Annotated in this window: 14 protein-coding genes; 12 read left to right on the forward strand and 2 right to left on the reverse strand. The window is 68.6% G+C overall.

All coding sequences use genetic code 11. From position 1 onward, the window contains the following. Positions 1 to 186 precede the first annotated feature (186 nt). Positions 187 to 1053 carry a helix-turn-helix domain-containing protein gene (locus tag IF11_RS0124850; protein WP_030353946.1) on the forward strand — a complete coding sequence of 289 codons (867 nt, stop codon included), beginning with the start codon at positions 187 to 189 and terminating at the stop codon, positions 1051 to 1053. A 59-nt stretch (positions 1054 to 1112) separates the two neighbouring features. Here the strand turns inward: IF11_RS0124850 and IF11_RS0124855 are convergent, their stop codons facing one another. Further along, complete coding sequence (locus IF11_RS0124855) at positions 1113 to 3245, reverse strand: alpha-galactosidase (protein WP_030353947.1); 2133 nt, start codon at positions 3243 to 3245, stop codon at positions 1113 to 1115. Positions 3246 to 3424: 179 nt separating this feature from the next. Here IF11_RS0124855 and IF11_RS0124860 point away from each other — a divergent pair, with 179 nt between their 5' ends. The 9 genes from IF11_RS0124860 to IF11_RS0124900 all read left to right on the forward strand — a co-directional run bounded on the left by IF11_RS0124860 (position 3425) and on the right by IF11_RS0124900 (position 16930). After that, positions 3425 to 4600 (forward strand): ROK family transcriptional regulator, encoded by a 1176-nt coding sequence (locus tag IF11_RS0124860; protein ID WP_037728449.1) that lies wholly within the window; start codon positions 3425 to 3427, stop codon positions 4598 to 4600. An 8-nt stretch (positions 4601 to 4608) separates the two neighbouring features. Next, positions 4609 to 5922, forward strand: a complete 1314-nt coding sequence (locus IF11_RS0124865; protein WP_030353949.1) for an ABC transporter substrate-binding protein — start codon at positions 4609 to 4611, stop codon at positions 5920 to 5922. Between the two features lie 21 nt (positions 5923 to 5943). Continuing rightward, positions 5944 to 6888 (forward strand): carbohydrate ABC transporter permease, encoded by a 945-nt coding sequence (locus tag IF11_RS0124870; RefSeq protein WP_030353950.1) that lies wholly within the window; start codon positions 5944 to 5946, stop codon positions 6886 to 6888. Between the two features lie 98 nt (positions 6889 to 6986). Beyond that, positions 6987 to 7808, forward strand: coding sequence for a carbohydrate ABC transporter permease (locus IF11_RS0124875; RefSeq protein WP_030353951.1), 822 nt, complete (start codon positions 6987 to 6989; stop codon positions 7806 to 7808). A 134-nt stretch (positions 7809 to 7942) separates the two neighbouring features. After that, entirely contained in the window at positions 7943 to 9805 is a 1863-nt protein-coding gene (locus IF11_RS0124880) for an alpha-galactosidase D (protein ID WP_030353952.1), read from the forward strand. Positions 9806 to 9965: 160 nt separating this feature from the next. Further along, the gene (locus IF11_RS0124885; protein ID WP_206300638.1) at positions 9966 to 12404 is read left to right on the forward strand and encodes a glycosyl hydrolase family 95 catalytic domain-containing protein; all 2439 of its coding nucleotides are present in this window, start codon (positions 9966 to 9968) and stop codon (positions 12402 to 12404) included. Beyond that, positions 12401 to 13624, forward strand: coding sequence for an SGNH/GDSL hydrolase family protein (locus IF11_RS0124890; RefSeq protein WP_030353954.1), 1224 nt, complete (start codon positions 12401 to 12403; stop codon positions 13622 to 13624). Before IF11_RS0124885 ends, IF11_RS0124890 begins: the two co-directional genes overlap by 4 nt. Positions 13625 to 13977: 353 nt before the next feature. After that, on the forward strand, positions 13978 to 14490 hold the full coding sequence (locus tag IF11_RS0124895; RefSeq protein ID WP_037728452.1) for an SRPBCC family protein: 513 nt from the start codon (positions 13978 to 13980) through the stop codon (positions 14488 to 14490). Positions 14491 to 14608: 118 nt separating this feature from the next. Continuing rightward, positions 14609 to 16930 (forward strand): FdhF/YdeP family oxidoreductase, encoded by a 2322-nt coding sequence (locus IF11_RS0124900; protein WP_240627658.1) that lies wholly within the window; start codon positions 14609 to 14611, stop codon positions 16928 to 16930. A gap of 36 nt (positions 16931 to 16966) precedes the next feature. On the opposite strand, the gene IF11_RS0124905 is transcribed toward IF11_RS0124900, so the two are convergent. After that, a complete protein-coding gene (locus IF11_RS0124905; RefSeq protein WP_030353957.1) occupies positions 16967 to 17383 on the reverse strand; it encodes an arsenate reductase ArsC in 417 nt (138 codons plus the stop codon). Positions 17384 to 17520: 137 nt separating this feature from the next. Here IF11_RS0124905 and IF11_RS0124910 point away from each other — a divergent pair, with 137 nt between their 5' ends. Together IF11_RS0124910 and arsB are read left to right on the forward strand one after the other, a co-directional pair. Beyond that, the gene (locus IF11_RS0124910; RefSeq protein WP_030353958.1) at positions 17521 to 17835 is read left to right on the forward strand and encodes an ArsR/SmtB family transcription factor; all 315 of its coding nucleotides are present in this window, start codon (positions 17521 to 17523) and stop codon (positions 17833 to 17835) included. Continuing rightward, complete coding sequence (gene arsB, locus IF11_RS0124915; protein ID WP_030353959.1) at positions 17832 to 18968, forward strand: ACR3 family arsenite efflux transporter; 1137 nt, start codon at positions 17832 to 17834, stop codon at positions 18966 to 18968. Before IF11_RS0124910 ends, arsB begins: the two co-directional genes overlap by 4 nt. The last annotated feature ends 76 nt before the right edge of the window (positions 18969 to 19044 follow it).

The following is a 19044-nucleotide window of genomic DNA, read 5'->3' on the forward strand; positions in this document are numbered from 1 at the left end:
GGTGGTGGCGTTTCATCGGTTTCGGTGGTCAAGTTCGGGGTCGGCGACCTTCGCCGCGCTTTTCATTTCCAGAATCGCATTCCCGCATCAGCCCGCAAAGGGGAGACTTTCCTCCCTGGGACGCATTCATCCTGGGAGTAAACTGTCCCCCTCACATGAGGCTCTGCCGGTGCGAGACTGGTGCGCATGAACCGCGACGCACACCTCAATGAGCTGGGGGAGTTCCTCCGCGCCCGGCGCGCCGAGCTCAGCCCCCGCACAGTGGGGCTGCCCGACAGCGGTACGCCGCGGCGGGTGCCGGGCCTGCGCCGGGAGGAGGTGGCCCAGCTGGCAGCGATCAGCACCGACTTCTACACCCGTCTGGAGCAGGGACGCATCCAGGCATCCGCGCCCGTGCTGGCCGCCCTCGCCCGTGTCCTGCATCTGAACGACGACCAGCGCGACTACCTCTTCGGGCTGGCGGGAAAGGACCGGAAACGGTCCCGGCGGCGCATGCTGCAGAAAGTCCAGCCGCAATTGCAGCGGCTTCTCGACGACCTCACCGCGACTCCGGCCATTGTCATGGGCCGTCGCATGGACATTCTCGCGTGGAATGCGCTCGCCGCCGCTCTGGTCACCGATTTCGGCCGGATCCCGGAAAAGCACCGCAATTACGTGCGGCTGGTGTTCACCGACCCCGCCATGAGGACGCTGTACAGCGACTGGGAGACCGTCGCGCGCACGTGCGCCGCCCAGCTGCGGATGGAAGCCGCCAAGTATCCCGACGATCCGCGCCTCACCGCCCTGGTGGGCGAACTGTCGGTCCAGGACCCGCAGTTCCGCCAGTGGTGGGCCGCCCACGACGTCGCCACCCTGAGCGTGGGCACCAAGATGCTCCATCACCCCGTCGCCGGTGACCTCACCCTCGACTGGGACACGCTGACCGCGAGCACCGACCCCGACCAGCAGCTCGTCATCTGGACCGCCGAAGTGGGCACCCCCACCCACGACGGACTGCGCATCCTGGCCTCGTGGGCCGCGGACCACCCGATGGCCGCCTCGGACAGCACCTGACGCGGCCCGCCCGGGTCCCTGCCGCCAGGAACCCCTGCCGCCGGGGACCTCCGATTCCCCTACGCCTCCTCGTCCACCCTGATCAGATGCAGGGACGTGCTCGACCAGTCCCCGGCCGGCAGTTCGGGCGTGATCCCGTACCCGGTCAGTACCGACGCGTGATGGACGGCGCCGGTACGGGCGTCCCGGTAGCGTGCCGTGGGGTCCAGGCCCGCGAGTCTGAGGGCGGGGCGCGGGGTGCCGTGGCGCGGGGCCCGCTGCCAGACCAGCACGAACGCCTCCCGCCGGTCCATGGTGGTGTACTGCACGGCGCACGGCGCGTCGTCGACGGGACCGCGCAGCCGGTGCAGCGTGCCGTGCTGCACGATATGGCGAACCTTCTTGTACTCCGCCACCCACTCGGCGCCCTGGGCGCGCTCCGCCGCCGTCCAGCGCGCGAGATCGCCGCCCACCGCCAGCACCCCCGCCATCGCGACATGGAACCGGTAACGCAGCGGCACCGAGCGGCCGGTGAGCTGGTTGGGCACATCCGTCACCCAGGCCGCCATCGTCCGTGCCGGGTAGATCTGGCCGAAACCGTGCTGGATCGAGACCCGGTCCGCCGCGTCGGTGTTGTCGGACGGCCACGCCTGGTCCGTACGGGAGAGGATGGCCAGGTCGACACGGCCGCCGCCCCCGCTGCACGTTTCGATCCGCAGTCCCGGGTGGTCCGCGCGCAGCCGGTCGATGACCTCGTACAGGTGGTGTGTGTACCGCGTCCACAGCACATCCTCGCCGTTCTCGCGGCCGGGCCAGCCGGCTTCGCTGAAGGCGCGGTTCATGTCCCACTTGAGGAAGTCGATGCCGTTGTCCGCGACCAGCCGCGTCAGCCAGCCGTACGCCCACTCGGCGACATCGTCCCGGGCGAAGTTGAGCACCAGCTGGTGGCGCAGCTCGGTGCGGGTGCGGTGCGGGAAGTGCAGTACCCAGTCCGGGTGCGCGCGGTACAAGTCGCTGTCCGGGTTGACCATTTCGGGCTCCACCCACAGGCCGAAGCGCATACCGAGCCGGTGGACCTCCTCGATCAGCGGGGTGAGCCCGTCGGGGAAGCCCTTGGCCGCCGGCTCCCAGTCGCCCAGTCCCGCCGTGTCGTCGCGGCGCCCGCCGTACCAGCCGTCGTCGACGACATAGAGCTCCACGCCGAGCTCCGCGGCACGCGCCGCCAGCGCCTTCTGTCCGGCCTCGTCGACCTCGAAGCCGGTGGCCTCCCAGGAGTTGAACAGTACGGGGCGCAACTCCTCGGGGTGCGGCAGCACATGGGCCAGGATGTACGCGTGCCAGGCACGGCTGGCCGCGCCGAAGCCACCGTCGGTGTACACGGCCGCGTAGCGCGGGGTCACGTACTCCTCGCCGGGGCCGAGCGGAAGTGACGCACCGTCATGTCCGGCTCCACCGGTGAACGCCGTACGTCCGTCGGGGGTGCGCTGCACGGTGACGTGCCAGCTTCCGCTCCAGGCCAGGGCCGCGCTCCACACCTCGCCCCGGTCCTCGGTGGCCTCGCCCGCGTCCAGCATCAGCCAGGGGTTGGCATGGTGGCTGGTAATGCCGCGCCGGCTGGTGAGCACGGTCTCGCCGTGCGGCACCGGCTCCCGGTGGAGCACGCCCTCCGCCGACCACTGGCCGGTGACATGGCTGATCCGGTAGTCGTCGCGCGGTGGCAGCGTCCAGGCCGCGGAATCCGCGCGGGCCAGCGCGAGCGGTTCCCGGCCGGTGTTGCGCAGTACGGTCCAGCGCTCGACGACATCGGTGTCCTCGTGGACGCGGTAGTGCAGGGTGACCGCCAGCGGGTAGTGGCGGTCGCGGAACTCCAACGCCAACTCAGCTGTCCCGGAGGCTGGTTCGCTGGCGCGGTGGCCCACGGGCTGCCACTCGAAGGCGCGGGTGCCGTCGGCGAACCGTACCCGCAGGGAGGGTGCTCCGTACCGGGCGCCTCCGTCGACGGGCAACTCCTCGCCGGCCGCCGGGCGGCCCTCGAAACTGCTGATCTCCGCGGCCGGAGGGGGTACGAGCTCCCCGGCCGCCGCGAGGGTCAGCCGTGGTCCCCACGCGAGGTGGCAGGGCGCTCCCGTGTCATCGATCCGCAGCGCGTACGACGTGCGCGCGGTGGAGAGCAGCCAGACCCCGGAGGCCGGGGCGAAGGAGATCAGAGACATTGATCCTCGCGTTCGATTAGCGCCACAGGAGAGGTGAGCAGCCAACCTCTCCTTCGATCGACTGTCAACACCCCCACTGAATCTGGCTTTTACAGGCTGAGGGTGCCCTCAGAAGGTTCTCCACATGAAGTCTGCTTCTTTCATTGACAGCAGAAAAGAATCACCCTAGCTTTCCGGCCATGCGCTCAACCACTCCTCATGAGGCGGTCCCGGCGACGACGCCGGCCGCTTCCCTGGTCTTCACGACCGTGCTGTCCCACGGCCCGCTCACCCGGGCCGAGATCGCGCGGCGGACCCGACTGTCCCCGGCCGCGGTCACCAAGGCGGTACGCCCGCTGATGGAGGTCGGGTATCTGGTCGAGGACGTGGACGAAGGGGCGCGGCCCGCTCTCGGACGTCCGGCCAATCTGGTACGGGTCGACGCGGGCCGGGCGCTGTTCATCGGGATCAAGGTGACGGGCGACGAGATCATCGCCGTCCTGGCCGATCTGTGCTGCCATATCCGGGTCGCCCGGCACGTACGGCTCACGGACCGTGAGCCGGCGGCGGTGCTCCCCGCCCTCACCGCGCTGGTGCGGGAACTGCTCCTGGAGGCCGATGGTTTCGGGGTGCGGGTGCGAGGGCTGGGCCTCGCCGTCTCGGGTGATGTGGACCGCACGGACGGTGTGGTGCGCTACTCGCCCTTCCTGGAGTGGCGGGACATCCCGCTCGCCGAGATCGTCGGGACCGCGACCGGTCTGCCGGTCACGGTCGACAACGACGTACGGGCGCTGACCGTCGCCGAGCAGTGGTTCGGGGCCGGGGTCGGGCTCTCCGACTTCGCCCTGGTGACCGTGGGCGCCGGCATCGGCTGTGGCCTGGTGGTGCATGGACGGGTGGTGTCGGGCGCGCACGGCGTGGCCGGCGAGATCGGGCATCTGTCCATCGACCCGCTCGGCCCGCCGTGCCACTGCGGCAACAACGGATGCGTCGAGGCCATCGCGGCGGACCCGGCGATCCTGCGCGGGGTCCGGGAGGCCACGGGCCGGCCGGTGACCACCGCGGCCGAGGCGCTGGAACTGGCCCACGGCGGGGACCCCGGGGTACGGGAGGTCTACGCACGGGCCGGCGAGGCCATCGGCCGGGCCATCGGCTCGGTGGTCAACGTCCTCGGTCCGGAACGGGTGATCATCTCCGGCGAGGGCCTGGCCGCATACGACTTGTTCGCCGAGGGCATCCGCGACGCGTTCGCCGCGTCCGCCTTCGGCACCGCAGCGCAGTGTGACGTGATGACACGTCCGCTGCCCTTCGAGGAGTGGGCGCGCGGGGCCGCGGCCACCGCGATCCAGTCCTTCATCGGATCAGACACGCGATAGGAGTAGCGATGACGCTGCAGAGCCGCACCCCCGGGACCCCCGCGGGTCCACACCGCAGAAGGGTGGTCCAGGGGCTGTTCGGTGTCGGGGCCGGGGCCCTGGCCATGCCCGCCCTCGCCGCCTGCGGCGGAGGGGCCGCGTCCGACCCGAAGACGGTGACCTTCGGCTCGAACGGCGCGGACGCCACACCGAAGAAGGCGTACGCCGCGGTGACGGACGCCTTCGAGAAGGACAGCAAGCTCACGGTCAAGACGAACACCGTCGACCACGACACGTTCCAGAAGAGCATCTCCACCTATCTCCAGGGCACCCCGGACGATGTCTTCACCTGGTTCGCCGGCTACCGCATGCAGTACTTCGCCAAGAAGGGCCTCGCCGGCCCCATCGACGATGTGTGGGAGACGATAGGCGCCGGCTACAGCGACGCCGCCAAGCAGCTCTCCAAGGGTGAGGACGGGAAGTACTACTTCGTCCCGCTCTACAACTACCCGTGGGCCGTCTTCTACCGTAAGAGCGTCTTCCAGCAGTACGGCTACGAGATTCCGGTGACATGGAGTCAGTTCACCGCGCTGGCCAAGCGGATGAAGAAGGACGGCCTCTCCCCCATCGCGTCCGGCTACGGCGGCGGCGACATCTGGAGCATCCTCGGCGCCTTCGACTATCTCAATCTGCGCGCCAACGGCTATGACTTCCATATGTCCCTGATGCGGGGTCAGGTCTCCTGGACCGACAAGCGCACCGCCAGGACCATCGACCTGTGGCGCGAGCTCACCCCGTACTACCAGAAGGGCGCGGGCGGCCGTTCCTGGCAGGACGCCGCGCAGTCGCTGCTCGACAAGAAGTCCGGCATGGCGATCATCGGTCTCTTCCTCGGGCAGCAGGTCACCGACGAATCCCTGCGCTCCGACATCGACTTCTTCCCGTTCCCGGAGATCGACCCGGCGTACGGTCAGGACACGGTCGAGGCGCCCACCGACGGCTTCATGCTCAGCCGCAAGCCGAAGAACCCGGACGCCGCGCGCACGTTCCTCGAATTCCTCGGCGGCGCCAAGGCCGAGAACCTCTATATGGGCGTCGACCCGAGCAATGTCGCCGTCAACTCCGCCGCCGACACCGGCTCGTACAACGCGCTCCAGAAGAAGTCCGCCGAACTCATCGCCGGCGCCAAGCACATCACCCAGTTCGGGGACCGCGACAGCGACCCGGGATTCATCTCCACCGTGGTCGAGCCGGGCTTCACCGAGTGGCTGAACCACCCCGACGACGGTTCGGCCCTGCTGAAGAAGATCGAGTCGCAGCGCTCGCGCTTCTTCACGGCCTGATCCCACCGGAGAGGTTCCACCATGTCCTCCGTGCGTACCGCGCCCCGGTCCCCGTCGCGCGCTCACCCCCGTCCTCGCCGGCTCGGTCCTGGTGACCGCCTCTTTCTGACGGTGGTCGTCGGCATCCCGCTGATCGCCCTGCTGGTCTTCGTGTGGCTGCCGGCGCTGGCCTCCATCGGTCTGTCCTTCACCAGCTGGGACGGCATCGGCCTGTCCGGCATCCACTGGGTCGGACTGGACAACTATCACCAGATCCTCACCAATTACCCGCCGTTCTGGCCGGCCGTCCAGCACAACGTGATCTGGCTGCTGTTCACGGCGCTGCTGCCCGCCCCGTTCGGCGTCTTCCTCGCCTATCAGCTGGACCGCAAGATCCGCTTCACCCGGATCTACCAGACGGCCATCTTCATGCCGATGGTGCTGTCCCTCGCGGTCGTCGGCTTCATGTGGGAGATCATCTACAACCCCGACAACGGGCTGCTGAACGGCGTGATCGGCGCCGTGTCGTCCGGCCACCACATCGACTGGCTGGGCGATCCCGACCTCAACCTCTGGGCCGTACTGGTCGCTTCCGGCTGGCGGCACGCCGGCTACATCATGATTCTCTATCTGGCGGGGCTCAAGGGCTTCGACCCGGCCCTGAAGGAGGCCGCCGCGCTCGACGGTGCCAACGGACGCCAGACGTTCCTGCGGGTGGTGCTGCCGGCCATGAAGCCGGTCAACATCATCGTCCTCGTCGTCACCGTCATGGAGTCCCTGCGGGCCTTCGACATCGTCTACGTACTCGGCGGTGGCACCGGCAGCAAGCCCGGCATGGAGCTGCTGTCCCTCCTCATCACCGACAACATCATCGGTGAGTCCAGCCATATCGGATACGGGTCCGCCCTCGCGGTCATCCTGCTCCTCGTCTCCCTCGCGGCGATCGGCGCCTTCCTCTTCCAGACCTTCCGCAAGGAGGACCAGTGACCGCGACCGTCACGCCGCCGGCCCCCCGGTCACACGCCCCGCTCCCCCGTACCACCGAGGCTCCCCGCGGGCCGAAGCGGCAGACCGGACGGCACCTCATGCTCGGCGGCATCGCGCTGCTGTGGCTCGTCCCACTGCTGTGGGCCGTCTACACGTCCCTGCGGCCCTACTCCGACACCACACAGCATGGCTATCTGTCCTGGCCGCGCAGCATCGGTCTGGGGAACTTCGCGGACGCCTGGAGCCAGTCCGGGATGCCGCGCTTCTTCTGGAACTCGGTGCTCATCACCATTCCGGCGGTCCTCGGCACCCTGCTGTTCGCCGCGGCGGTGGCCTTCTTCGTCTCGCGGTTCGACTTCCGCTGGAACATCGCGCTGCTGATCCTCTTCACCGCGGGGAACCTGATCCCCGCGCAGGTGCTGATCACGCCGCTGTACCGGCTGTATCTGCTGGTGCCGCTGCCGGCATGGATGAGCGATTCCCTGCTCGTCTACAACTCGCTCTGGGGCATCATCTTCATTCACATCGCCTACCAGTGCGGCTTCTGCACCTTCGTGCTCAGCAACTACATGAAGACGATCCCGAAGGAGATCTTCGAAGCCGCGCTCGTCGACGGCGCTCCGGTGTGGCGCCAGTTCTTCCAGATCGTGCTGCCGCTGTGCCGGCCGGCGTTCGCGGCGCTCGCGACGCTGGAATCCATCTGGATCTACAACGACTTCTTCTGGTCCCTCGCGCTGATCGAGACCGGTGACAAGCGTCCGATCACCTCGGCCCTCGCCAATCTGGAGGGCCAGTACTTCACCAACCCGAACCTCATCGCGGCGGGCGCCCTGCTGACCGCGATCCCGACTCTGCTGGTCTACTTCGCGCTCCAGCGCCAGTTCATCAGCGGGCTCACCATCGGCTCGGGCAAGGGCTGAGCAGCCGCCCCGACGTACCGCCGACTCGCCGGCCGCCGCACGTGAGCGGACGGCCCGCACCGTCGGGAACGCACGTCCCCTGCCCGGTTCCACCCGCGCGATCCCCGTGACCCGACAACAGGAGGTGCGACCCCATGCGGTCATCCTCGTACCCCGCCCCGCCGGCAGCCCGGACCGGCTCCGCGCGCCGGACCATGAGAGCCATGCTGGTCCTGGCCGTCACCGCCGGTCTCGCCACGGCCGTTCCCGCCGCCGAGGCCACGTCTCCCGCCCGGGACACGGCGGCGGCCGCGTCCACCGCCACAGCGGACACGGCCTCCGACGTCGCGGCCAAACCCTTTATGGGCTGGTCGAGTTGGAGCATGCAGTCCTCCAAGTACCCGGGGCTGAACCCGGACGGCGAGTACAGCTATCTGACCGAGGCGAACGTGCTGAAGCAGACGGACGCCCTCGCCTCCAAGCTGAAGAAGTACGGCTACGACCGCGTCAACATCGACGCCGGCTGGTGGCGCGACAACGACTGGAAGCCCGGGTTCGACCCGTACGGACGACAGACGAACGACCCGGTCCGGTTCCCCCGCGGCATGAAGCCGGTCGCGGACCACATCCATTCCAAGGGTCTGAAGGCGGGCATCTACCTGCCCGTCGGCCTGGAGAAGGAGGCGTACGGCGACGGAAAGGTGCCGGTCTGGAACGCCCCCGGCTGCACCACCGCCGATATCGTCCACCCGGACCTGCGGACCACCAACGGCTGGGACAGCTCCTACAAGCTGGACTTCGCCGACCCGTGCGCGCAGAAGTACATCGACTCGCAGGCCCAGTTGTTCGCCGACTGGGGCTACGACTTCCTCAAGCTGGACGGCGTGGGCCCCGGCTCGTTCAAGTCCGGTGACAACTACGACAATGTCGCCGACGTCGCCGCCTGGCAGAAGGCCATCGCCGCCACCGGACGCCCGATCCACCTCCAGCTCTCCTGGTCGCTCGACATCGGCCACGCCGCCGACTGGAAGCGGTACTCCAACGGCTGGCGCATCGACACCGACATCGAGTGTTACTGCAATACCCTCGTCACCTGGGAGAACTCGGTCAACGACCGGTGGGACGACGCGCCCGCGTGGAGCGACAAGGCGGGCCCGGGAGGCTGGAACGACTTCGACGCGATCGATGTCGGCAACGGCGAGATGGACGGTCTCACGAAGGCCGAGCGGCAGAGCTATATGACCCTGTGGGCCATCAGCAAGTCGCCCCTGTACACCGGTGACGACCTCACCAGGCTGGACAGCTACGGGGTCTCGCTGCTGACCAACCGGGAGGTCATCGCCGTCGACCAGAGCGACTCGCCCGTGGCACGTCCGGTCACCCCGATGGGCGACCAGCAGGTCTGGGGCACCAGGAACGCCGACGGCAGCTACACCGTCGCCCTGTTCAACCTCGGCGACTCACCGGCCTCCGTCACCGCCCACTGGGCATCCTTCGGATTCACCGGAAACGCCTCCGTGCGCGACCTGTGGAACAAGGAGAACCTCGGGCCCCACAAGAACAAGATCACCGCGGCGCTGCCCGCACACGGCTCGCGGCTGTTCACCGTCAAGCCCGGCGGCGAGGCGCTGCCCACCACCGGTTACGAGGCCGAGTCCGCGGCGAACACACTGACGGGCAACGCCTCCCTCGCCGGATGCGACGCCTGCTCCGGTGGCAAGAAGGTCGGCAACCTCTACACCGGCGGCAAGCTGACGTTCAACGACATCACCGTGCAGAAGGACGGGATCTACACCGTCCGGGTCGCCTATGTCAGCGGCGACGCGCGCTCGGTGACCGTCTCCTCCAACAGCGGTAACGGCAGCAGTCTGAAGTTCCCCTCCACCGGCGACTGGGGCACGGCGAAGACCGTCAGTGTCCAGCTGGCCCTGAAGGCGGGCTCCAACACCATCACGTTCGACAGCGGCAGCGGATACGCGCCGGACCTCGACAGGATCGACGTACCGCGCTCCGTCTGACGTACCCCGCGGGGCCCGGTGACACGCCCCGGGCCCCGCGCCGGTCCCCGCGCCTGGCTCCCGCATCGCCTACGACCGGCCCCGGGCGCCCACCGAGTGATCTCCCGATGTCACACCGACGGTCCGCAGCCGTCGTTCCCGCCTGCGCGTTTCCCCGGATATGGAGTGCACACCCGTGGACATCCCGCACACCCCCTCCCCCGATGACCGCCAACGCCCCAGCCGCAGAGGCTTTCTGGCGCTCGGCGCCGCCGCCGGCGCGGCCACCGCGCTCGGTGGTCTGCCCGCCTTCTCCGCCTCGGCGTCCCCTCCGCGCCCGACCGAGTCGCCCTCGCTGTCCCCGGCCGACGCCGCGAGGAACCAGCTGTGGTGGCAGGCTCCCGGCTCGCCGGGCTCGATGATCGAGCAGGGACTGCCGGTCGGGAACGGGCGCCTCGGGGCGCTCGCGAGCAATGACCCCGCCGCCGAACTCCTGCTCATCACCGACGCCACCCTGTGGACCGGCGGGCTCAACGACACACTCCAGAGCGACGGCCAATTCCCCTACGGACGCGATGACTTCGGCTCCTTCACACTGCTCGCCGAGCTCACGGTCGCCCTCCCCGACCACGACCTGGGCCGCGTCCACAACTACCGCCGCACCCTCGACCTGGCCCAGGGCCTGGTCACCACCTCGTACGACCTCTCCGGTGTCACCTACCGGCGGCAGATCTTCGCCAGCCGTCCCGACGACGCCATCGTCCTGCACTTCTCCCAGCGCGGCGGCGGCGCGTACACCGGCACCCTCTCCCTCGCGGGCACACACGCCGAGTCCACCAGCGCCAACAGCGCCCAGTGCTTCGCGTCGTTCGGCGCTTCCTTCGCCAATGGTCTGAAGTACGGCGCGGCCGTCACCGCTCGCAGCAGCACCGGTACGGTCCGGGTACGCGGTACGTCGATCACCTTCAGCGGCTGCCAGGATCTCACCGTCGTCGTCAGCGGCGGTACCAACTACGCCCCCGACGCGACCGCGGGTTTCCGTAACCCGTCCCTGGAGCCGGAGCGCCTGGCCAGGACCAAGGTCCTCGACGCGGCCGGCCACTCGGCGACCAGCCTGTTGCGCACTCATGTCGCCGACTTCCGCGCGGTGTTCGGACAGCTCGGCATCGACCTCGGCGCCTCGTCCGCCGCACAGCGCGAACTGGACACCTGGGAACGGGTACGGGCGCGCGACCGGGACAATGTCCCCGACCCGGAACTCGAAGCCGCCTACCTCCAGTTCGGCCGCTATCTGATGATCTCCGGATCGCGCGGGGGCCTGCCGCTCAACCTCCAGGGTCTGTGGCTGGACGGCAACGACCCGGACTGGATGGGCGATTACCACACCGACATCAACATCCAGATGAACTACTGGCTGGCCGACCGGGCGGGTCTGTCCGACTGCTTCGACGCCTTCGCCGACTACTGCCTCGCCCAGCTGCCCTCCTGGACGGACGTCACCCGGCGGCTTTTCAACAGCCCGGCCAACAGATACCGCAACTCCGGTGGCGAGATCGCCGGTTGGACGGTGGCCATCTCCACCAACCCGTACGGTGGTGGCGGCTGGTGGTGGCACCCGGCCGGCAACGCCTGGCTCTGCCAGAACCTGTTCGAGCACTACGAGTACACCCAGGACCGCGCGTACCTGAGCAAGATCTACCCGCTCCTCAAGGGCGCCGTGGAGTTCTGGGAGGCCCGCCTCCTCACCACGACCGTCACCGACGCCTCCGGAGCCTCGCGCGAGGTCCTGATCGCCGACAGCGACTGGTCGCCCGAGCACGGTCCGCTCGACGCCAAGGGCATCACCTACGCCCAGGAACTGGTGTGGAACCTGTTCGACAACTACCGCGCGACAACTGAGACGCTGGGCCGCGACACCGGCTACGGCAGGACCGTCGACCGGCTGCGGGAGCGGCTGTATCTGCCCGTGGTCAGTCCGAAGACGGGCTGGCTGGAGGAGTGGATGTCGCCCGACAACCTCGGCGAGACCACACACCGGCATCTCTCCCCGCTCGTCGGGCTCTTCCCCGGCGACCGGATCCGCCCCGACGGCTCCACACCGAAGGAGATCGTCGACGGGGCGACCGCTCTCCTCGACGCGCGCGGCATGAACAGCTTCGGCTGGGCCAACGCCTGGCGCGGCCTGTGCTGGGCGCGGCTGAAGGACGCGGAGAAGGCGTACCAGCTCATCGTCAACAATCTGAAGCCGTCGGCCAACGGCGGCAACGGCAGCGCGATGAACCTCTTCGACATCTACGAGGTCGAGCAGGGGCGCGGCATCTTCCAGATCGACGCGAATTTCGGCACCGCCGCCGCGATCATCGAGATGCTGGTCTATTCGCGGCCGGGGCACGTCGAGCTGCTGCCCGCGCTGCCCGCTGCCTGGGCGGCCTCCGGCTCGGTGTCCGGCGTGGGCGTCCGGGGCGGCTTCGTCGCCGACGTCAGCTGGAAGAACGGCAAGGTCACCCGCGCGACGCTGAAGAGCGTGGGCGGCCGTGGCACGACCGTCGTCGCCGGTGGCACCACGCGCGAGATCGGCCTCAAGCCCGGTGAGTCCGTCACCCTGCGGAACCTCGGATGAGGGCCAACTCGGCGGTGGGAGTGGTGTGCGCGCTGGTCATGGCGGTCTGCGGGCCGCTGACCGCCACCTCACCGGCGCAAGCGGAGCAGACGGCGCAGGAAGCCGGACAGGGCACGCACACCGTGGTCACCTGGGGCGCCGGCGCGGACAAGCAGGGCCCCGGCCCCGCCGACCGCGGCTACCGCCTGATCGTACGCACCAGCGTCGGTGGTACGGACCTGCGCATCCGGCTCTCCAACGCCTTCGGCGATCACCCGGTCACCTTCGCGAGCGCCTACGCGGGGCTGCGGAAGCAGGGGGCCGAGCTGGTCCGCGGCTCCAACCGGCAGCTGACGTTCGGCCGGGCCGCGTCCGTCACCGTACCGGCGGGTGAGACCGTGCTCAGCGATCCGCTGCCCGGGAGGCTGGCCGCCGAGAGCGACCTCGTCGTCAGTCTGTATGTGACGGGTGCGCGGGGGCCGACAACCGGTCACGGCATGGCCATGCAGACCTCCTACGCGGCGGCCGGCGACCACACCGCAGAGGAGAGCGCGGCCAACTGGACCGATCCGATGGGCTCTTGGTACTGGCTGGACGCCGTCAGCGTGGAGACGTCCGCGAAGACCGGCGCGGTGGTGACCCTCGGGGACTCCATCACCGATGGATGGGCCTCGACCACGGACGGGAACCGGCGCTGGCCCGACTATCTGTCCCGGCGGCTCCGGGCCGCGTCCGGCAGCACCGTGAAGGGCGTCGCGAACGAGGGCATCTCGGGCAACAAGGTCCTCGCGGACGGGGCCGGCGAGTCCGCGCTGAACAGGCTGGAGCGTGATGTGCTCTCCCAGCCCGGGGTCAGCACGGTCTTCCTGTTCGAGGGCATCAATGACATCAAGGCCCACACCGGTGTCACGGCGGACGCACTGATCGCCGGCTACCGGCAGATCATCGACCGGGCGCACGCCGAGGGGAAGTGTGTCGTCGGCGCGACCGTCATGCCGTTCAAGGGCTGGTACGAGTACGACGCCGAGGGCGAGGCCGTACGCCAGGAGGTCAACGACTGGATCAGGGACAGCGGCGCGTTCGACGCCGTGACGGACTTCGACCGGATCACCCGTAACCCCTACGACCAGCAGCGGATCCTGCCGTTCTTCGACGGCGGCGACCATCTCCACCCGAACGACAAGGGCATGCAGGCGATGGCCGACGCCGTCGATCTGTCCGCGCTGCGGTGCGTCGGCTGAGCGACGGGCAGTGGTGCGTGAGCCGACGGCCGGGGACCGGTCACGGACGCGGATACTTCGTCCCCTCCGGCCCCGGTCGTGCGCAGGACCTCGCCGCGGCCGCGCGTCCGTGAGCGGAGCCCCGCCACGATCCGGCGTCCCGCGTCGCCGCCGCCCGGCTCGCTGAGCACGACGATCGGGGTCTATTCGCCCGGGCCGCTCAGCGCAAGCCCGCCGTGCCGGACGGAGCGGTCATGTACGACATGCGCAGCGACCTGTCCCGGTATCTAATGGGAAATCCTGATCCTCATGACGGAAGAACTCCTGGTGAGGACGCGATCCGCCCTGTGACGCGCAGCAGAGGACAGGTCAGCATGACCATCATCGAGAAGTCGGTCGACGTCGATGTTCCCGTCCGGACCGCCTACAACCAGTGGACGCAGTTCGAGAGCTTCCCCCGCTTCCTGGAGGGCGTGGAGCGCATCGATCATCCCGAGCGCACCCTGACTCACTGGGTCACCCGAGTCGGCGCGGTCACCCATGAGTTCGACGCGGAGATCGTGGAGCAGCGGCCCGACGAGCGGCTGGCCTGGCGCACGCTGACCGAGCCCCGGCACGAGGGCACCGTCACGTTCCAATCCCTCGGCCCCGTGCGTACGCGGGTCAGCCTGCGGCTGGACCTCACGGCGTGCGGTGTGGTCGAGAAGACCGGAAGCGCCCTCCATCTCGCGCGGCGCCGCGTCCACCGGGGGATGGAGTCCTTCAAGGAGTTCATCGAGGGTCACGGGCGGGAGACCGGCTGCTGGCGGGGCGAGATCCGGTCCGGTCGCGTACGGCCGGACCCCGCACAGGGCTCGCCGCCGGTTCCCACCTGGCCAACGGGCTGATGGTGCGAGTGGACCTGAGTGTGCGTGTGGATCTCAGTGCGCGTGCGGATCTGATTGTGCTTGTTGATCTGAGTGTGGGGACCTGATGTGCGGACCGAACGAAAGGCTGAGACTTGTGCTGAGGAAACCACCGGTGGACGACCCCGGCGGTGACAAGCCGCACATCACTCCGCCCAAGACCTGGACGACCGGTGTGCCCGCGGTGGCGCACGCGATGGAGTACTCACTGGAGCAGACCTCGCCCCGGCGCACCGCCCTGACCCTGCTGAACATCAACCAGACCGAGGGGTTCGACTGTCCGGGCTGCGCGTGGCCGGATCCCGCGCCGGGGCACCGTAAGCGGAACGAGTACTGCGAGAACGGCGCCAAGCACATCAACGACGAGGCCACGTCGCGCCGGATCACGCCCACATTCTTCGAACAGTATTCGATCAGTGAGCTGGCCGGGAAGTCGGACCAATGGCTCAATCAGCAGGGCCGGCTCACCGAGCCCATGGTGAAGCATGTCGGTTCCGACCACTACGAGCCGGTGACATGGAACGAGGCGCTGGGTCTGCTCGCCGAGGAGCTGCGCCGGCTGGACTCCCCGGACGAGGCGATCTTCTACACCTCGGGGAGGGCCAGCAATGAGGCGGCGTTCGTACTCCAGCTGTTCGCGCGCGCCTTCGGCACCAACAATCTGCCCGACTGTTCCAACATGTGCCACGAGTCGAGCGGTGCCGCACTGAAGGAGACTCTGGGCGTCGGCAAGGGGGATGTGAGCCTCCGGGACATCCACCACTCGGATCTGGTCTTTCTGGTGGGCCAGAACCCGGGCAGCAACCACCCGCGCATGCTCACCGCGCTGGAGCAGACCAAGCGCAACGGCGGCCGTATCGTCGCCGTGAATCCACTGCCCGAGGCCGGTCTCATCCGGTTCAAGTACCCGCAGAAGGCCCGCGGGTTGATCGGCCGGGGCACCCGGATCGCCGATCAGTTCCTCCATATCCGCGTCGGCGGCGATCTCGCGCTTTTCCAGGCGCTGAATCTGCTGCTGCTGGAGGCCGAGGACGCCCGTCCGGGTACGGTGCTCGACCACGAGTTCATCGAGAACCAGACCAGCGGCTTCACCGAGTTCGCCGCACACATTCGACAACTGTCGTGGAAGGACGTCCACACGGCCACCGGACTCACGCGCGCGGAGATCGAGAAACTGCGCGACGTGGTTCTGGGCAGTGAACGGATCATCGTCTGCTGGGCGATGGGCCTGACCCAGCACAAGCATGCCGTCCCCACGATCCGGGAGATCGTCAATTTCCTTTTGCTGCGCGGAAATATCGGGACCCCCCGCGCCGGCGCGTGCCCGGTGCGCGGCCACAGCAATGTCCAGGGAGACCGCACCATGGGCATCTGGGAGAAGATGCCGCGGGAATTCATGGACGCGCTGGGCCGCGAATTCTCGTTCACCCCGCCCGCCGAGCACGGCTGGGACACGGTGGATTCCATCCGGGCCATGCTCGACGGCCGCGCGAAGATCTTCCTCGGGCTGGCCGGCAACTTCGTACGCGCGACGCCCGACAGCAGGATCACCGAGAGCGCGATGCGCCGGTGCCGGCTCACGGCGCATATCTCGACCAAGCTGAACCGCTCGCACACGGTCTGCGGAGAAATCGCGCTCATTCTCCCGACATTGGGCCGCAGCGAAAAGGACAGGCAGGCGGGCGGAGAGCAGTTCGTCACCGTCGAGGACTCGATGAGTCAGGTGCACGCCTCGCATGGGCGCCTCGAACCCGCCTCCAGAATGCTGCTCAGCGAAGTGGCCATCCTCAGCCAGCTCGCCCGCCACACCCTCGGCGACAAGGTGGACGTGCCGTGGGACGGGTTCGAGACGGATTACCACCTCATCCGGCAGCGGATCGCCCGCGTCGTGCCGGGGTTCGAGAACTTCAACGAGCGCGTGGTCAGGCCCGGAGGCTTCGGACTCCCCAATCCGGTGAACGAAGGGGTGTTCCCGACCCCGAGCGGCAAGGCGCTCTTCACCACGAACGAGTTCCAGATGCCGCAGGTCCCCGATGGCCATCTGCTGCTCCAGACCATGCGTTCCCATGACCAGTGGAACACCATCCCGTACACGCTGGACGACCGCTATCGCGGAATCCACGGGTCGAGGCGCATCGTGCTCGTCAACCCGGCCGACATCCGGGCGCTCGGACTCACCGATGGCGCTCAGGTCGACCTCATCGGTGTGTGGCACGACGGCGTCGAACGGCGCGCGGACGGCTTCCGGCTCGTCTCGTACCCGACGGCACGGGGGTGCGCCGCCGCGTACTACCCGGAGACCAATGTGCTGGTGCCCCTGGACAGCGTCGCGGAGATCAGCAACACCCCGACGTCCAAAGGGGTCGTCATCCGCCTCGAACCCTCTCCCCTACAGGCGGCCGCGCCCCGTGCGTCCGCGTGATCGTGACCGCCCGGCGCGGATCCCCGGTGCTCGTCATCAGCGCGCGGTGGCCCCGGGCGCGATCTCGGCGATCAGTCCTTCGACGCGCTTCCTGATCTCGTCGCGGATGGGGCGTACGGCCTCGACGCCCTGCCCGGCCGGATCGTCCAGCGTCCAGTCGAGGTAGCGCTTCCCCGGGAAGACCGGGCAGGTGTCGCCGCAGCCCATGGTGATACAGACGTCGGACTCCTTGACGGCGTCCACGGTGAGGATCTTTGGGGTCTCGGCGGAGATGTCGATACCGACCTCCGCCATCGCCGCGACCGCGGCCGGGTTGACGGCGTCGCCAGGGTTGGAGCCGGCCGAGCGGACCTCGACGCGGTCTCCGGCGAGATGGGTGAGCCAGGCGGCGGCCATCTGGGAACGGCCGGCGTTGTGGACACAGACGAACAGCACAGAAGGCTTGTCGGACATCAGACGGTCTCTCTTGTCTCGCGGGCTTCGCCGGCTTCACGGGTCTCGTCGGCTTCACGGGGCTCGCAACGAGTTCAGTCGCACAGGACATCAGCACTGGATGGCGTCAGTCGCTACTGATGTGAGAGTATCAGCGCATGATGACGTCAGTCGACACTGACCTGATCCGGGTACTGGCCGACCCGCTCAGGCTCCAGATCGTGACCCTGCTCGCCCACGAGACCCTCTGCACCACGCACCTGGTCGAGGAGACCGGCGCGAAGCAGACCAACCTCTCCAACCACCTGCGCGTGCTGCGCGAGGCCGGAGTGGTGGAGACCGAGCCGTGCGGACGCTTCACTTACTACAAGCTGTGCCCCGAGGTGCTGGAGACCCTGGCCGGATCGTTCACGGCGCTCGCCGCGACCGCTCGCGCCACCCGGTCCGCCGACACGAAGAGGGCCTGCCCGTGACCAGCACCGAACCGGCCACCACCGCACCCGCCGGTTCCGGCGAGGGTACGGTCGTCGCGAAGCTCTCCACACTCGACCGCTTCCTGGCCGTGTGGATCCTCCTCGCCATGGCGCTCGGCCTCGGCCTCGGCCGGCTGATCCCCGGACTCGATGACGCCCTGGCCAAGGTGGAGATCGGCGGCATCTCCCTGCCGATCGCCGTGGGTCTGCTGATCATGATGTATCCGGTCCTGGCCAAGGTCCGCTACGACAAGCTCGACTCGGTCACCGGCGACCGCAAGCTGCTGGCCTCCTCGCTGGTCATCAACTGGATCGTCGGCCCGGCCGTGATGTTCGCGCTGGCCTGGATCTTCCTCCCCGACCTGCCGGAGTACCGCACCGGCCTGATCATCGTCGGTCTCGCCCGCTGCATCGCCATGGTCATCATCTGGAACGACCTCGCCTGCGGCGACCGCGAAGCCGCCGCCGTGCTCGTCGCCCTCAACTCCGTATTCCAGGTTGTCGCGTTCGGCCTGCTCGGCTGGTTCTACCTCGACCTGCTGCCCCAGTGGCTGGGCCTGGGCGACGGCCAGGGCCTGGACGTTCCCGTCTGGCACATCGCGCTCAACGTGATCGTCTTCCTCGGCGTCCCCCTGCTGGCCGGCTTCCTCACCCGCCGGATCGGCGAGAAGAGGATGGGCCGCGAGGGGTACGAGGCGACGTTCCTGCCGAAGATCGGCCCGTGGGCGCTGTACGGCCTGCTCTTCACCATCGTCATCCTCTTCGCCCTGCAAGGGAGGACGATCACCTCGCAGCCGCTGGACGTCGCCCGGATCGCGCTGCCCCTGCTGGTGTACTTCGCGATCATGTTCTTCGGCACCTTCCTCCTGGGCAAGGGCCTCGGGCTGGCCTACGACCGCACCGCGACGCTGGCGTTCACCGCGGCGGGCAACAACTTCGAACTGGCCATCGCGGTCGCCATCGCCACCTTCGGCGTCACCTCCGGACAGGCTCTGTCCGGGGTCGTCGGCCCCCTCATCGAGGTACCGGTCCTGATCGCGCTCGTGTACGTATCGCTCGCCTGGCGAAGGAAATTCGCCGCCCCGGCCCTCGCGAACACACCGTCGGCAGCGACGGATTCCGCGCGGCCGTAGCCGAGAAAAGCCCTCGTCCGGCAGGGCTGCTGCCCGTAACCGCACTACGGTTTCCCCCGTGCTCGGACGGTCCGTT

Origin of the sequence: Streptomyces scopuliridis RB72 (assembly GCF_000718095.1) — a bacterium.
Lineage (GTDB): Bacteria > Actinomycetota > Actinomycetes > Streptomycetales > Streptomycetaceae > Streptomyces > Streptomyces scopuliridis.

What these genes read in the sequence shown, in the direction of transcription:
- IF11_RS0124850 (WP_030353946.1), top strand. Translation starts at nt 187, where the DNA reads ATGAACCGCGACGCACACCTCAATGAGCTGGGGGAGTTCCTCCGCGCC.
- IF11_RS0124855 (WP_030353947.1), bottom strand. Translation starts at nt 3,245, where the DNA reads ATGTCTCTGATCTCCTTCGCCCCGGCCTCCGGGGTCTGGCTGCTCTCC.
- IF11_RS0124860 (WP_037728449.1), top strand. Translation starts at nt 3,425, where the DNA reads ATGCGCTCAACCACTCCTCATGAGGCGGTCCCGGCGACGACGCCGGCC.
- IF11_RS0124865 (WP_030353949.1), top strand. Translation starts at nt 4,609, where the DNA reads ATGACGCTGCAGAGCCGCACCCCCGGGACCCCCGCGGGTCCACACCGC.
- IF11_RS0124870 (WP_030353950.1), top strand. Translation starts at nt 5,944, where the DNA reads ATGTCCTCCGTGCGTACCGCGCCCCGGTCCCCGTCGCGCGCTCACCCC.
- IF11_RS0124875 (WP_030353951.1), top strand. Translation starts at nt 6,987, where the DNA reads ATGCTCGGCGGCATCGCGCTGCTGTGGCTCGTCCCACTGCTGTGGGCC.
- IF11_RS0124880 (WP_030353952.1), top strand. Translation starts at nt 7,943, where the DNA reads ATGCGGTCATCCTCGTACCCCGCCCCGCCGGCAGCCCGGACCGGCTCC.
- IF11_RS0124885 (WP_206300638.1), top strand. Translation starts at nt 9,966, where the DNA reads ATGGAGTGCACACCCGTGGACATCCCGCACACCCCCTCCCCCGATGAC.
- IF11_RS0124890 (WP_030353954.1), top strand. Translation starts at nt 12,401, where the DNA reads ATGAGGGCCAACTCGGCGGTGGGAGTGGTGTGCGCGCTGGTCATGGCG.
- IF11_RS0124895 (WP_037728452.1), top strand. Translation starts at nt 13,978, where the DNA reads ATGACCATCATCGAGAAGTCGGTCGACGTCGATGTTCCCGTCCGGACC.
- IF11_RS0124905 (WP_030353957.1), bottom strand. Translation starts at nt 17,383, where the DNA reads ATGTCCGACAAGCCTTCTGTGCTGTTCGTCTGTGTCCACAACGCCGGC.
- IF11_RS0124910 (WP_030353958.1), top strand. Translation starts at nt 17,521, where the DNA reads ATGATGACGTCAGTCGACACTGACCTGATCCGGGTACTGGCCGACCCG.